This is a genomic window from Cellulomonas biazotea (assembly GCF_004306155.1).
Classification (GTDB): domain Bacteria; phylum Actinomycetota; class Actinomycetes; order Actinomycetales; family Cellulomonadaceae; genus Cellulomonas; species Cellulomonas biazotea.
In genome coordinates, this window is sequence record NZ_BIMR01000280.1 from 1 (window position 1) to 13816 (window position 13816).

The following is a 13816-nucleotide window of genomic DNA, read 5'->3' on the forward strand; positions in this document are numbered from 1 at the left end:
ACCCCGCGGCCCGCACGATGGCCCGGGCGGTCGCGGGGACGACGGTCGCGGCGGGTGCGGCCACGGTGCCGCCCGGCTCGGCCGACGCCGCCGCAGCGCAGCGCGCCTGGCTCGCGGCGGGAACGGTGCCGGGCGCGGACGGCCCGTACGCGTCGATGTCCCGGGCGGCGCTGCTCGACCTGCACACCCTGTTGCTGCCGGGCGGGGCGGCCGTCGCGGGCTGGTCGGAGAAGTGGCGGTACGTGTGGCCGCGCGACGCGTCGTTCGTCGCGGTGGCGCTCGCCCGCACCGGTCACGTGGACGACGCGCTCGACGTGCTCGGCTTCCTCGACGGCGTGCAGGCGGACGACGGGTCGTTCGAGGCGCGGTACCTGCCCGACGGGTCCGGCCCGCCCGACGACCGCGGGCTGCAGACCGACGGCACGGGCTGGGCGCTGTGGGCCGCGGGGCTGGTCGTCGCGGAGATCGCCGACCCGGCCGAGCGCGCCGCGGCCGCCGCGCAGCTCCGCCCGCTCGTGCTGCGGTCGGTCGAGCACGCGACGAGCCTGGTGGCCCGCACGGGCCTGCCGCCCGCGTCGCCCGACTACTGGGAGGTGCGCGAGAAGTCGCTGACGCTCGGCACGGTCGTCCCGCTCGTCGCGGGACTCCAGCAGGCGGAGGTGCTGCTGCGCCTCACGGGCGACGTCGCGCTCGCGGACACCGCAGGGCGGGCGGCGCTGCGCAGCCAGGTCGCGACGGTCCGCGCCTTCGCCGGGTCGGGGTACGCGCGGTACGCCGTGGGCGGTCACGCCGACGCGGCGACGGCCTTCCTGCTCAGACCGTTCCTGCGGACCGCGCCGCCGGGGGCGCGGCAGGCGTGGCTCGACTCGGCGCCGACGATGCTGCGACCGGCGAGCGGCCTCGCGCCCGGTGCGGGCTGGCGGGACGACGGCGTCTCCTGGACCCCGCAGACGTCGCTGTACGCGTGGGTGGCCGCGGAGAACGGCGAGACCGGGCTCGCGCAGGGGTGGCTGGACTTCCTGGACGGGCACCGCACGGCCGCGGGGTCGATCCCGGAGAAGGTGCTGGCCGACGGCTCCCCCGCGGCGGTCGCGCCGCTCGGGTGGAGTGCGGCGTGCGTGCTGCTCGCGCTCGACGCCCTCGACGCGTCGGCGGCCGGCCCGGGCGACGCGCCCCGGTAGTCCTCGGGCGCACGCGCACCGACGACCCCGGCGGCCGCGGTCCGGGAACGGCGACGGGCCGCGCACCACGACGGTGTGCGGCCCGTGCGGAGCGCGTCCGCCCCTCGGTGGCTGGAGCGTCGGAGGGGCGGACGCGGTGACTCGGGTCTGGCGGCCGGGCCGGTCAGACGGGACGGACCTGCTCGGCCTGCGGTCCCTTGGTGCCCTGGCCCACCTCGAAGTCGACGTTCTGACCCTCCTCGAGGGTCCGGTAGCCGTCGACCTGGATGGCGCTGAAATGCACGAAGAGATCCTGGCCTCCGCCGGTGGGGGTGATGAACCCGTACCCCTTCTCGGCGTTGAACCACTTCACGGTGCCCTGGGCCATGCGAACTCCTCGACGATCGGTGCGCCAGGGGCTCCGCCGGCCCCTGGTGCGCGTGAGCCTAGTGGTCACAGCCCACGCACGACCAGGGTCATCTTGCAGGTGACCGCGCAGGTCGGCGCCCCGGTCGCCCGGTCAGCCCGCCGGGTCGCTCTTGAGGAGGACGACGATGCCGTCGCCCGCGTCCTCGGCCGACATCGTGACCGTGGTGATGCCGAGCGTCTGGGCGACGAGGTCGGCCGTGGGCTTGAGGTCCTCCGACGCGTAGAACACCGTGGAGTCGTCGACGCCGGCACCGTCGGAGTTGCCGGTCGTGACCGCGGTGAACCCGGCGACGGTGAGCTTCTGCTGCTGCGTCCCCGCCAGACCGCCGATGCCGGCCGCGTTGAGCACCTCGACCGGTGTGCTGAGGACGGGCTGCGGCGCGGGCGGCGCCTCCGACTCGGTCGTGCCCGGGTCCTCGGTGCCCTCGGTGGGCTCCTCGGCGGTCCCGTCGGACGCGGTGTCGTCGGGCGCCTCGTCGTCGATCGTGGACGACCCGGGGTCGCCCGTCGACGGGTCGTTGAGCACGCCCCAGACCGTCACGGCGGCGTAGGCGAGGACGGGCGCGAGGACGAGGACCGCGAGGAACGGCCACCACTTGGCCCACGCCGAGCGCGGGGCGCGGTGGACGCCGCGGGGCGCGTCGGGGTCCGCCGGGACGTCGAACTCGTCGTCAGGGTAGGGGTAGTCGGCCTTGCTCACGGCCGCAGGCTATCCGCTCGACCTGTCGGTCAGGCGTCGGATGCGAGACGACGCGCGGTGCGGGCGCGCTGGCGGGAGGACCGCAGTCGTCGCAGGCGCTTGACGAGCATGGGGTCGAAGGCCAGGGCGGCGGGCTCGTCGATGAGCGCGTTGAGCACCTGGTAGTACCGGGTGGCCGACATGTCGAACAGCTCGCGGACGGCCTGCTCCTTGGCGCCCGCATACTTCCACCACTGCCGCTCGAAGGCGAGGATCTGCTCGTCGCGCTCGCTGAGGCCCGACGTCGGGGCGGCGGCCGTGGCGAGTGCGGGGAGCGTGCCGATCGGGAGCGCGGCTGCGGCGTCCATGCGTCCTCCTCGGGTCCCGACCGGGCAGGTCGGGGGGCGACGGTCGGTGGGGCGGGCGGGTCGTCGCCCGACATCGTAGGTCGGAACCACACCGGTGTCATTCCGCCTCACCGGGTCGGGCGACGCGGGTAGCCTCGCGGGCGTGCACCCGGCTCCGCTCGACACGCTGGTCGCCCCCGACTGGGCCGCGGCCCTGGCCCCCGTGGAGCCGCAGATCCGGGCGGCGGGGCAGTTCCTGCGCGAGGAGGTCGCCGCGGGGCACGGCTACCTGCCGGCCGGTGACGCGGTGCTGCGGGCCTTCGCGCGCCCCCTGGCCGACGTCCGCGTCCTGGTCGTCGGGCAGGACCCGTACCCCACGCCCGGCCACCCGATGGGACTGTCGTTCTCGGTGCAGCCGGACGTGCGCCCGGTCCCCCGGTCGCTCGACAACATCTTCCGCGAGCTCGTCGACGACGTGGGCGTCCCACGGCCCACCACGGGCGACCTGTCGCCGTGGGCCGACCAGGGGGTCATGCTGCTCAACCGGGTGCTCACCGTCCGGCCGGGCGCCCCGGCGTCGCACCGGCGGCGCGGCTGGGAGGCGGTGACCGACCGGGCGATCGCGGCGCTCGTCGAGCGCGGGGGTCCGCTCGTGGCCGTGCTGTGGGGGCGGGACGCGCAGTCCCTCAAGCCCGCGCTCGGCGCGGTGCCGACCGTCGAGTCCGTGCACCCGTCGCCGCTGTCGGCGAGCCGCGGGTTCTTCGGGTCGCGCCCGTTCTCCACGGTCAACCGGCTGCTCGAGGCCCAGGGTGCGCCGCCGGTCGACTGGCGGCTGCCCTGAGGCCCCACGCCCTGACCCGCCGGCACCGCCCCGCGCGAACGCCCGTCAGGGCTGGCAGAGGCTCGTCGACGGCTGCTGCGCGAACATGAGGTAGACCTCGGGCGTCGGGCCCAGGTTCGCCCCCACCATGCCGGTGACGGTCGGCAGGTCGGCGCACCGCGACGTGATCGCGGCGGTGTTGTTGGCCCCCGTGATCCCGACGCCCGGCCAGCTCCACCACGCGGGCGTGTGGGCGGCGGGCACGGTGAACGTGAACTCGACGTGCTGGGTCGGCGCGATGCCGGGCGCGGAGAAGTTCGCGGTGACCTGGCCGTAGCCCGGGCCGGGTTCGCCCCACCAGCTGAGCGCGCGGACACCGACGACGGTGCAGGGCGTGGCGACCGGCGTGCCGTCGGCCTCGACCACCCGGCAGGAGTCCGGCGGCGGTCCCGGCGCGCGCCACGTCGCGGGCACGACGAACCCGTCGACGACCACGCGGACGCGGGTCACGTCCGCCGGGGCGACGGGAGCGCCCAGCGGGTACGTCTGGTCGGCGCCGGCGAACGTGCCCCCGGCGGTGCCGAGCACGTCTGTGCCGCCCAGGAGCGTCACGGTGACGGCGGCGCCCGCACAGGCGGACTCGTCGGCGACGCCGAGGCCGTCGAGCCGGACCGCGGTGGCGGCGGTGGCCGTCGTGGGCACGACCTCGACCGCCGTGGTCGTGCAGGCGGCGCGCGCGAGGACGGACGCGGGACGGGCCTGCACGTCGAGGCGGGATGCGCTCGCGGTGCCGACGGGGAGGACTGCGCCCAGCAGCAGCGCACCGAGCAGAGCGAGGACGGCGGCGGTGGCCGCGCGCAGCGCTCGGGGACCCCGCGGGCGGCCGCGGACGGCGGTCGGGACGAGGGCGGGACGCCGGCGACCCCGCACGCGGGCGCGCACGGCGGTGGGGACCGGGGCGGGAGGCAGCGGAGTCACGAGACGGACACCACCAGGGAGTGCAGGGCGGTCGCGACGACGGGCGCGACGAGGGGCAGCCGCATCTCGGCGCCGGTGACGGGTCCGCTCACGTCGAGCAGGACGGCACCCCCGGCGTCGTGCCCGGTGACCTCGACGGCCCGTGCGTCGCAGCCGGGCGCCCCGAGGTCGAGGCCGTGGACGTCGACCGCGACGACGTGGTCGGGGCCGTCGACGGTGGGCTCGTCGAGCACCGGGACGGTGGCGAGCCGGTCGCCGCAGGCAGGGGTCACGACAGCCGCGCCGGACGCGACGCGGTCGTGGGCGCCCACGGTCAGGCGGGAGGCGGACGCGGAGGTCACTCCCGCGAGCAGGACGAGGGCGAGGGCGCCGACGGCGACGGGCAGTCGGCGGCGGCGCGGGTCACGGGGTGGGTGCACCGGCGGCCTCCTCGTCGGTCAGGTCGCGGGCCGGCCACAGGAGCCAGCCGGCGAGGATCACGCCGAGCGCGACCCAGGTGAGCGGGGACCCGAGCACCGGGGTGACGGCGCCCAGGCCGGGGACGTGCCAGCGCACGACGCCCACGACGTCGTCCGCGGTGGGGTGCCAGACGTCGTCCCAGCCGTTGTTGTCGCCGCGGGTCGTCCAGCCGCCCTGGGCGTCGCCGCCGACGACGCGGTGCACGACGTAGCCGTCGACCCCGTCGGGGCGGTAGACGACGACGTCGTCGACCTGCGGGGTCCCGGTGCGGGCGACGACGAGGTCACCGGACGCGTAGGTGGGCTCCATGGAGTGCCCGGCGACGACGACGAGGGTCGTGCCGCCGCCCCACGTCGTCGGCCACAGGAAGGCGGCGAGCGCGAGGACGAGGGCCGCCGGCACCCATGCCACGAGCCGCCGCCGGCGCGCACGGGGGCGCCCGGGGGCCGCCGTCGGGCGCGTGGTGGGGGTGGTCGTGGTCACGGGTGCCTCCGTCACGGGGTGGGGTGGGGTCAGCGCTGCTCGAGGACGACGGTCACGGTGTCCAGCTCGGTGTGGCTGTCGAGGCCGGCACCGGTGAAGGTCGCCGTCGCGTCGGCGTCGGTGAACGTGCCGAGGACGTCGTCGCCGAGGTAGACGGTCCCGGCCCAGGCGCCGGTGGCACCGGAGACGGTGACGGCGAGGTCGACGGGGACGGCACCGTCCTGCGGCACGCCACCCGGGGTCCGGGTGGTCGCGAGCGTGGCCGTGGCGTTCTCGAACACCTCGCTGACGACGGGGGCACTGCCGGACGCGACGCGGTCCTCGGCCGAGACGCTGAGCATCGAGGCGGACGCCGTGGCGAGCCCGGCGACGCCGAGCCCGACGAGGGCGACCGCGACGACGCGACGGCGCCGGTTCTTCTGCGCGGCCGGTGTGGTGGTCGCGGCGGTCTGGGGGGTGGTCTGGGTGGTCATCGTGCACCTCCTGGCCCGCACGCCGGGCTCCGGACGGTCCGGAGCGGTCGTGCGCACCGCTCTGTTGACGGTTCAACAATGCGACCGCCCAGTCACCCGTTCGGGGGACTCAGGTCCCACCAAACTGGACGAGCGTCCAGAAAACCCGTCTCGACCTGCGCCGACGCACGGTCCTGTCAGGCGCGTCACAATGCTGCGGTGAGCACGACTGCCGACACCCCCCGCTGGTCCCGCTACGTCGCGATCGGCGACTCGTTCACCGAAGGCCTCTGGGACTCCCCCGACGGTCCCGACGCCGCTCAGCGCGGGTGGGCCGACGTCCTGGCCGCCCGCCTCTCGCAGCGACGCACCACCGCCGGGCAGGCACCGCTCGAGTACGCCAACCTCGCGATCCGCGGACGGCTGCTGCGGCCGATCCTCGTCGAGCAGGTCCCCGCCGCGCTCGCGATGAAGCCCGACCTGGTGAGCCTCGTCGGCGGTGGCAACGACATCCTGCGCCCCGCCGCGGACGTCGACCGCCTCGCCCGGCTCCTCGAGCAGGCCGTCGTCCGGCTCCGCGACGCCGGGGTCGACGTCCTGCTCGGCACCGGCGTCGACGCCGTCGAGAGCCCGCTCGTGCGCGCGACCCGCAGCCGCGTCGCGGTCTACAACGCGCACATCTGGTCCATCGCCCGCCGCCACGACGCCCACGTCCTCGACCTGTGGGGCATGCGCAGCCTGCGCGACTGGCGCATGTGGGCCGACGACCGCATCCACCTCACGACCGACGGGCACGCCCGAGTCGCGCAGGCCGCGCTCGTCGGGCTCGGGCTCGCCCCCGACGAGGAGCGCTGGGACGACCCGCTCACGCCGCTCCCCCCGACGCCGCGGATCGCGCAGGTCCGCGACGACGCCAAGTGGCTGCGTGAGCACGTCTACCCGTGGGCCACCCGGCGGCTGCGCGGGCACTCCTCGGGCGACCTGCGCGTCCCCAAGCGGCCGGAGCTCAGCCCTGTCGAGTGACGCACCGGCCGGCGCGGCCCGCACGCACGGCTAGTTGTCGACCACGCACGTCTCGAACGAGAACGCCTGCGTCCCGACGATGTTCGACGCGACCCGCGAGGTCGCCTGGAAGACGTACGGCCCGGTGAGCGACGGCACGACCGTCCGGTCGACCTTCCACTCCTCGCCGCCGTACCGCCACGCGTCGGGCGTGCGACCCGCCGACTGCAGCCGCTGCACCGCCGCGGTCAGGTCGACCGGCGTCTGCCAGGCCACGTAGAACGGCGACGTCCCGTTGCCGGTCACGGTCGTGACGACGCACGCGAGCCGGTCGGTCCAGGTGCCGTTCGCGAAGGTCACGGTGTACGCGGACGGCGTGACCACGGCGCCCGGCAGGTCGTAGTGGCAGACCTCGACGACGCGGACCTGGCCGGCGACGACGGTGTCGTAGGGCTGCCAGACGTCGGTGCGGCCGCTGATCCGCACGAGACCGACGCTGGGCGTGTCCTCCTGCAGCCGGTACTTCCACGACTCCGAGCCCTGCAGCGAGTAGCCCGTGCGCTGGCCGTTGAACGGCGCGCGGGACGTGTCGATGTACGCGGACCACGTGATCGGCGTCGTCGACTGCGTCGTCACGCGGATCGTGAAGCAGGCCTGCTGGCCGCTCGTCGCGTTCTTGAGGTCCCACGTCACGGACGTGTCGAACGCGGTGCCGTCGGGGCCCGGGTACACGGGAGACGTGGGGGTGGGCGGCGCCCACGTCGCGGCGACCGGCCACGTGCCGACCGACACGTAGACGCGCGCGCCGTTCGCGGTGGGCGGGACGAACGGGGTCGCGGCCGTCGCGGTGAACCGGCCCGCGCTCACGGTGCCGGTCCCGTCGAGGAGCAGCGTGCCCGCGGTGGTGGCGAGCAGCACGCGCCCGGCCGTGCACGTGCCGGACAGCCCTGTGACGACGACCTGGCTGTACTTCCCGGCGACCGGGGTGCCGGTCGGGGCGACCGTCGCAGGGCCGGTCGCGCACCGTGCGAGCGCCGCCGCGTAGGGGCGGGCGGGGCCGACGGCCGTCAGGCGCGCGGCGTGCGCGACGCCCGTGCCCAGGACGAGGACGACGAGCACGAGGACCGCCAGCACGAGTCCGGCGGTGCGGGGGCGCAGCGTGCGGCTCACGACGTCAGCCGGGGGTGGACGTGAGCGCGGGGCGCCGGTGGGACGCGGTGCCGTCGGACATGCCGTCCGGCACGCCGGAAGGCGTGGCGTCGGGGACGGCGTGCGCGTCGGCGGGCACGACGTCGGGAACCGTGCGGAGCAGGTCGCCCGTGGCGGCGAGGGCCGCCACGTCCGACGCGGCGGGCGGGACGTCGCCGTCCGGCTCGGGCTCGTCCTCGTCCTCGTCGCGTGCCGACGGCCACACGAGCAGGGCCACCGCGAGGAGCAGGCACGAGCCCCAGACCCACGGCGACGTGACGAACCGGCCGGCGAGGCCGATCTTCGGGACGTGGAGCTGCGCGACGCCGACGACCTCGGCGTTCGTCGGCGCGAACGGGTCGGTCCAGTCGTTGTTGTCGCCCTGGACGACCCAGCCGGTCGTCCCGTCACCGCCGACGAGGCGGTGGATGATCCGCGCCCCGCCCAGGTTCGCGGGCTGGTAGACGACGACGTCGCCGACCTGCGGCTCGCCGCACCGGGAGACCACGAGGTCGCCCGACTGGTAGGTCGGCTCCATCGACTGCCCGGACACGATCGTCAGGGTCGTGCAGCCGCCGAGCGTGGAGGGCCACAGCACCCACGCGGCGAGGGCGGCGGTCGCGTAGAGGACCACCGACGCGACGGCACGCAGCACCCGGCGCGCGCGGGGCGCACCGGGTGCCGTCGTGCCGTCGTGAGTCATCGGTGTCAGCTGTCGATGCTGACCGCGAACGACGCGATCGTGTTGTAGTCGGTCGCGGCCGGCAGCGCGAAGCTGACGACGCTCGCGGTGGTGAGGGCGGCGGGCAGCGTCTGCGGCGTGCCGAGCGCGGTGTAGGCACCGGCCGCGGTCTTCCACGCGACGCGGATCGTCTTGCCCTTGCAGTCGGCGTCGATGTTCGTGAACTGCACGTCGGCCGGGGCGAAGCCCGCCGTGCCGAGCGCCGGCGTCGCGTACTTCACGGTGACGGCGCCGGTCAGCGCCTTCTGGCAGGCGGCGTCGACGTTGACCGTGCCGGTCTCGGTGGTGCCAGTGCGCTGCAGGTTGAGCTGCGACGCGGACGCGAGCGACAGGCCGGCGACGCCGAGGACGGCCAGGCCGACGGCCAGGCCCTTGCGGGTCGAGAACTTCGAGGACGCCATGGTGACTCCTGGATCGTGACGACGCGGGTCGGCAGTCGTCGATCCGCACGGCCACCTCCTGTGGAGCGGCCGTCGCAGACGCTAGGTTCTGCCCATCGGCGCCGATACACGAGCCCTGGGTGCCAGCACCCGCCGCGCCGGGAACGTCGTTTTCTTTCACCCGGGACGGATCGCCCGCATCCGGACGGTCGTCGTGGAATCGGGCACCCCGGCGAGTCGCGCGCCCTAGGGCCGAACGGGTGAACCCGGCTCGGCCCCGCTGCGGCCGAGCGGGATCCGTGCGACGAGGCGCGCGCCGCGCGTCGCGCCCGGTTCGAGCGTCACGGTCCCGCCGACGAACGCGAGCCGCTGCCGCATCCGCGCGGTGCCGGACGGCCGGCCCGCCGTGTGCTCGTCGTACGTCTCGCCGTCGTTCTCGACCTCGACGAGGAGCACGCCGTCGGCGACGTCGACGCGGGTGACGATCGACGTGGCCGGGCCGTGCTTGAGCGAGTTGGTGACGCCCTCCTCGACGACCCGCACGGCGAGCAGCCGTTCGGGGATCGTCAGCCGTGGGTTCGCGGGGTCGTCGTAGGACCGCACCGCGTCGGTGACGTCGAGGCGGGTCGCGATGCTCGCGGGGAGCCGTCCGAGCAGCGCCCGGACGGCGGGCACGAGCCCGAGCTCGAGCCGGTCGGGGTAGAGCAGGCGGCTCATCTCGCGGACGTCGGCGGCGCGCGCCCGCTCGAGCTCGGCGCTGACCCAGCGCAGGTCCTCGAGGTCGCCCTCGTCGAGGCGTCCGGCGCCCGCGTGCTCGACGACCTGCGCGAGGCGGGCCTCGACGAGCACGAGCTTGTTCTGCAGCGTGCCGTGCAGGCCCTCGGCGACCTCGCGGCGGACGCGGATCTCCTCCTGCTCGAGCGCGCGGACCGCGTTCTCGACCTGGATGGCCTCGCGCTCGGCGGCACGCACCCGGGCACGCAGGCGACGGCGGGCGACGAGCCCCCACATGCCGATGGCCCCGGAGATGACGGCGATGATGAGCCCGGACAGCAGCTCGGTCTCGACGACCTCGGCGGTGGGGTCGTCGTACACGCCGAACAGCTGCTGCGCGGCGACGCGCAGGACGGTGCTGCCGAGCGCCGCGAAGCCGAGCGCGAGCGCCATCTGCCACACGCGGGTCGCCCGGTGGGCCTGGACGGCCGCGAGCACGACGACGAGCCCGACGACGGCTGCCGCGTTGGCGCCGAGCCGGCTCCAGAGGCTGACCGACGCCCAGTCCTCCATGACCTGGCTGTAGATGTACGTGCTCTGCAGCGCCGCGCCGACGGCGTAGCCGGTGGCGACGATGGCGCTGGCCCGCAGCAGACCGACCCGGTCGCTGCGCAGGTCGCGCAGGCGTCGGGTGAGGGCGGTGGCGGACTCGTCGTCCACGGGGGTGCTGCGGGGTGTCGGCATCTCGTCCCTGCTGTCCGCCACGCGGGTGGTGCGGGCGTGGCGTCGGTCACGTGTGCGGCGCGCTCCGGTGCGGGCGGCTGCGGCGACGACGATACTGGCCGCGATGAGTGAGCCCCTGACGGACCCCGTGCGCGTCGCCGTGGTCGAGGACCAACCCCTCTTCCGGTCGATGCTCGAGCGCATGCTCGACGACACCGACGGGCTGCACGTCGTCGCGGCGACAGGGTCGGTCACGGACGCGACCCGCCAGCTCCAGCCGGGCGTCGCGGACGTCGTCGTGCTGGACGTCGACCTGCCGGACGGCAACGGGATCGCCCTGGGGGTGACGCTGCGCCGCCGCCAGCCGGACCTGGGCGTGCTGCTGCTCTCGGCGCACGACGCGATGGACCTGCTGCTCGACCTGCCGCAGGACGTGGCGGCCGGCTGGGGCTACCTGTCGAAGACGTCGTCGACGAGCGAGGAGGTCCTCGTCGCGGCGGTGCGCGCGGCTGCGGTCGGCGAGACGGTGCTGGACCCGACGCTGCTCGCCAAGATGGCGCCGCGGGCGGGCTCGGCGGTGTCGCGCCTGACCGACCGGCAGTACGACGTGCTGCGGCTGCTGGCCGAGGGGTTGTCGAACGCGGGCATCGGCCGCCGTCTGGGGATCACGGAGAAGTCCGTGCAGAACCACGTGAACGCGCTGTACGCGACGCTCGGCATCGACACGGACCCGAGCCGCAACCCGCGGGTGAGCGCGGCGCTGCGCCTGCTCGCGGAGACCGGCCCGGCCTGACCTCTCCTGCTCCTTGCCGGCCATCGGTTCGACGGTCCTCTTGACCGGTACAGATCCCCGTCCTACGGTAGGGACATCGGTTCTGTAGCGGTACAGAACCGGAGAGGAGAAGGAACCGTGCTCGACCAGTCGATCGCCCTGCTGCTCGCCCGCGACGCGTCCGTCGTCGAGTCCCACAGCGCACGCCCGTGGGCACCCGTCGAGGAGGAGCGCCCGCCCCGCGAGCACCGTCCGCGCGTGCCCCGCACCCGCCGGGTCGTCGCCCGGGCGCTGCACCGCGCCGCCGACGCCGTCCAGCCCGCCTGCCACTGGGAGGCCGGGCAGGTCGCCCGGTGACCCTGGCACCGGCGCCGTCACCCGGGCGGGGAGCAGCGTCACCCGTCGGCACCACCTACCCTGTCCCGCATGTCGCGGAACAGGGTGGCGTCGTGCCGCGGGTGACGCTCCAGACGATCGCGGACAAGGTCGGCGTCAGCCGCATGACCGTCTCCAACGCGTTCTCGCGCCCCGACCAGCTCTCCGCCGACCTGCGGCGCACGATCCTCGAGGCCGCCGCCGAGCTCGGCTACGTCGGCCCCGACCCGTCCGCCCGCGCCCTCGCGCGCGGCACGACCGGCGCCATCGGCCTCCTGCTCACCGCGTGGGTGGGCGAGGCGCTGCGCGACCCCATCGCCGCGTCGTTCTTCGGCGCGATCGCCGAGGAGCTCTCCCCCACCGGCTACGCCGTCGCCCTGCTCCCTGGGGAGAAGGCCGCGCGCGACATCCCCCTCGACGGCGCCGTCGTCTACGCGTGCGGGGGTGAGTCCGCCGCGCTCGGCTGGCTCGTGCGCCGCAAGCTGCCGCTCGTCTTCGTCGACCTCGACCCCATCCCCGGCTACCCGTCGATCCTGCTCGACGAGCGCACCGGCAGCCGCCTCGCGGCCGAGCACGTCCTCGGTCTGGGCCACCGCCGCATCGCGTTCTTCACGTGGGGCAACCGCGACCGCGGGGCGCTCGCCGACGGCCGTGACGCCGGCTCGGACTACGTCTCGCGCGCCCGCGTCGCGGGGGCCGTCGAAGCCCTCGACGCCGTGGGCGTCCTGCCCACCGCGTACGAGATCGCCGACAACCTCGACCACCTCGCCGCCGACGGCGCACGCGCGCTGCTCGCCGGCCCCGACCGCCCGACCGCCGTCCTGTGCTTCTCCGACCGCATGGCCGCCGCGCTCCTCGACGCCGCCGCCGAGGCCGGGCTGCGCGTCCCGCAGGACCTGTCCGTCGTCGGCTGGGACGACAGCCCCCTCGCGTCGCTCACGCGTCCGACCCTCACCACGCTGCGGCAGGACCTCACCGTCAAGGGCCGCGCCGCCGCGCGCACCCTCCTGGCGGGCATCGAGGGCACCCGGACCGGCACGGTCCCGGACGCGACCCGGACCGTCCTGCCCGTCGAGCTCGTCGTCCGCGAGAGCACCGGACCCGCCCCGCGCGACTGACGCCCGACGCCCGCGCCCGGCACTCGCGCCCCGGCACTCGCCCTCGCGCCCGTCAGGTGTCGGGGTCGCCGATGTGCCCCGGCGCGGTGACCGACAGGACCCGCTGCACGAACGCGCAGTACTCCGCCATGTAGTGCCGCAGGAACTCCTCGAGCGACGCGTCCCGCACCGACCCGTCGTCGCCGAACGTGTCCTCCTGGACCTGCACGTACACCTCGGGCGCGTTGAGCTGCGGCGCGTTGAGGAACGACAGCACGCTGCGCATCGACGACTGCATGACCGCGGTCCCGATCGCCCCGATCGACGCCCCGACGATCCCGGTCGGCTTGCGCGCGAACGAGTTCGTCCCCCACGGCCGCGAACCCCAGTCGATCGCGTTCTTCAGCGCCCCGGGGATCGAGCGGTTGTACTCGGGCGAGACGAACAGGATCCCGTCGGACGCCTCGATCGACTCCTTGAGCGCCCGCGCGACCGGCGGGTAGTCGCCGTCGTGGTCAGGGCTGTACAGCGGCAGGTCGCCGATGGGGATCTCGGTGAACTCCAGGTCGTCGGGCGCGAGCGCGACCAGCGCACCCGCGAGCCTGCGGTTGATCGACGTGCTCGACAGGCTGCCGACGAAGTAGCCGATGCGGTAGGTCACGTGCGACTCCTCTGACCGGGCCGGCGGGAGCAGGACGCGCACGCCGACGGTGGTGTGCAGGGACCTGGTCGATTCTCCTGCGCGACGGCGCACCGCGCGCGGCGGGACCTGTCCTGGGCACGCCGCGCCGCGGCGGACCGACGGTGACTACCGAGCTAGCCGCTTGACTACTCAAGGTGTCTATTGACTGGAGCCCCCTGTCGGATTCGAACCGACGACCCCCTGTTTACAAGACAGGTGCTCTGGCCGACTGAGCTAAGGAGGCGGGCGGGGACAGCGTACCGAGCGGACGACGCCGCCCGGCACGGCACCTCGCCGCGCGAGCCGGGCACCGGAGCCAGGGCCGGGACGAGCC

Annotated in this window: 18 protein-coding genes and 1 tRNA gene; 6 read left to right on the plus strand and 13 right to left on the minus strand. The window is 75.1% G+C overall.

Annotated features, from left to right (window positions below; translation table 11 throughout):
• Positions 1–1181, plus strand: a 1181-nt coding sequence (locus CBZ_RS16480) for a glycoside hydrolase family 15 (RefSeq protein ID WP_130782574.1), incomplete at its 5' end; no start/stop codon positions are given.
• Positions 1182–1344: 163 nt separating this feature from the next.
• Here the strand turns inward: CBZ_RS16480 and CBZ_RS16485 are convergent.
• The 3 genes from CBZ_RS16485 to CBZ_RS16495 all read right to left on the minus strand — a co-directional run bounded on the left by CBZ_RS16485 (position 1345) and on the right by CBZ_RS16495 (position 2636).
• Entirely contained in the window at positions 1345–1548 is a 204-nt protein-coding gene (locus tag CBZ_RS16485; RefSeq protein ID WP_130782575.1) for a cold-shock protein, read from the minus strand.
• 132 nt (positions 1549–1680) lie between these two features.
• Positions 1681–2289, minus strand: a complete 609-nt coding sequence (locus CBZ_RS16490; RefSeq protein WP_130782576.1) for a LytR C-terminal domain-containing protein — start codon at positions 2287–2289, stop codon at positions 1681–1683.
• Positions 2290–2318: 29 nt separating this feature from the next.
• Positions 2319–2636: a DUF3263 domain-containing protein gene (locus CBZ_RS16495; RefSeq protein ID WP_130782577.1), complete on the minus strand. Its 318-nt coding sequence runs from the start codon at positions 2634–2636 to the stop codon at positions 2319–2321.
• 142 nt (positions 2637–2778) lie between these two features.
• Between CBZ_RS16495 and CBZ_RS16500 the strand changes: the two genes are divergently transcribed.
• Positions 2779–3456 carry a uracil-DNA glycosylase gene (locus tag CBZ_RS16500; protein ID WP_130782578.1) on the plus strand — a complete coding sequence of 226 codons (678 nt, stop codon included), beginning with the start codon at positions 2779–2781 and terminating at the stop codon, positions 3454–3456.
• 45 nt (positions 3457–3501) lie between these two features.
• On the opposite strand, the gene CBZ_RS16505 is transcribed toward CBZ_RS16500, so the two are convergent.
• Genes CBZ_RS16505 through CBZ_RS21055 form a run of 4 tightly spaced genes read right to left on the minus strand, consistent with a single transcriptional unit; the run spans position 3502 to position 5828 of the window.
• On the minus strand, positions 3502–4413 hold the full coding sequence (locus CBZ_RS16505; RefSeq protein WP_130782579.1) for a hypothetical protein: 912 nt from the start codon (positions 4411–4413) through the stop codon (positions 3502–3504).
• Positions 4410–4832, minus strand: a complete 423-nt coding sequence (locus CBZ_RS16510) for a hypothetical protein (RefSeq protein WP_130782580.1) — start codon at positions 4830–4832, stop codon at positions 4410–4412. The genes CBZ_RS16505 and CBZ_RS16510 overlap by 4 nt, the downstream gene beginning before the upstream one ends.
• Positions 4816–5355, minus strand: coding sequence for a signal peptidase I (locus CBZ_RS21050; RefSeq protein WP_165446821.1), 540 nt, complete (start codon positions 5353–5355; stop codon positions 4816–4818). Before CBZ_RS21050 ends, CBZ_RS16510 begins: the two co-directional genes overlap by 17 nt.
• 29 nt (positions 5356–5384) lie before the next feature.
• Positions 5385–5828 (minus strand): hypothetical protein, encoded by a 444-nt coding sequence (locus CBZ_RS21055; RefSeq protein WP_165446822.1) that lies wholly within the window; start codon positions 5826–5828, stop codon positions 5385–5387.
• 198 nt (positions 5829–6026) lie between these two features.
• On the opposite strand from CBZ_RS21055, the gene CBZ_RS16520 reads away from it, so the two are divergent.
• The gene (locus tag CBZ_RS16520) at positions 6027–6830 is read left to right on the plus strand and encodes an SGNH/GDSL hydrolase family protein (RefSeq protein WP_246013500.1); all 804 of its coding nucleotides are present in this window, start codon (positions 6027–6029) and stop codon (positions 6828–6830) included.
• Positions 6831–6860: 30 nt separating this feature from the next.
• Here the strand turns inward: CBZ_RS16520 and CBZ_RS16525 are convergent, their stop codons facing one another.
• From CBZ_RS16525 to CBZ_RS16540, 4 genes are all read right to left on the minus strand, one after another.
• The gene (locus CBZ_RS16525) at positions 6861–7979 is read right to left on the minus strand and encodes a hypothetical protein (RefSeq protein WP_130782583.1); all 1119 of its coding nucleotides are present in this window, start codon (positions 7977–7979) and stop codon (positions 6861–6863) included.
• Positions 7980–7983: 4 nt separating this feature from the next.
• The gene (locus tag CBZ_RS16530; protein WP_130782584.1) at positions 7984–8700 is read right to left on the minus strand and encodes a signal peptidase I; all 717 of its coding nucleotides are present in this window, start codon (positions 8698–8700) and stop codon (positions 7984–7986) included.
• 5 nt (positions 8701–8705) lie between these two features.
• Entirely contained in the window at positions 8706–9140 is a 435-nt protein-coding gene (locus CBZ_RS16535; protein ID WP_130782585.1) for a hypothetical protein, read from the minus strand.
• Positions 9141–9365: 225 nt separating this feature from the next.
• On the minus strand, positions 9366–10577 hold the full coding sequence (locus CBZ_RS16540; RefSeq protein WP_130782586.1) for a sensor histidine kinase: 1212 nt from the start codon (positions 10575–10577) through the stop codon (positions 9366–9368).
• A gap of 103 nt (positions 10578–10680) precedes the next feature.
• Between CBZ_RS16540 and CBZ_RS16545 the strand changes: the two genes are divergently transcribed.
• From CBZ_RS16545 to CBZ_RS16550, 3 genes are all read left to right on the plus strand, one after another.
• Complete coding sequence (locus tag CBZ_RS16545; RefSeq protein ID WP_130782587.1) at positions 10681–11349, plus strand: response regulator transcription factor; 669 nt, start codon at positions 10681–10683, stop codon at positions 11347–11349.
• A gap of 117 nt (positions 11350–11466) precedes the next feature.
• On the plus strand, positions 11467–11685 hold the full coding sequence (locus CBZ_RS21060; protein WP_165446823.1) for a hypothetical protein: 219 nt from the start codon (positions 11467–11469) through the stop codon (positions 11683–11685).
• A 101-nt stretch (positions 11686–11786) separates the two neighbouring features.
• Complete coding sequence (locus tag CBZ_RS16550) at positions 11787–12821, plus strand: LacI family DNA-binding transcriptional regulator (protein WP_246013501.1); 1035 nt, start codon at positions 11787–11789, stop codon at positions 12819–12821.
• Between the two features lie 52 nt (positions 12822–12873).
• Here CBZ_RS16550 and CBZ_RS16555 read toward each other — a convergent pair whose 3' ends face one another.
• Both CBZ_RS16555 and CBZ_RS16560 read right to left on the minus strand, forming a co-directional pair.
• Complete coding sequence (locus tag CBZ_RS16555; protein ID WP_130782588.1) at positions 12874–13461, minus strand: NADPH-dependent FMN reductase; 588 nt, start codon at positions 13459–13461, stop codon at positions 12874–12876.
• A gap of 188 nt (positions 13462–13649) precedes the next feature.
• Positions 13650–13726 (minus strand) — tRNA-Thr (locus CBZ_RS16560).
• Positions 13727–13816: the final 90 nt, after the last annotated feature.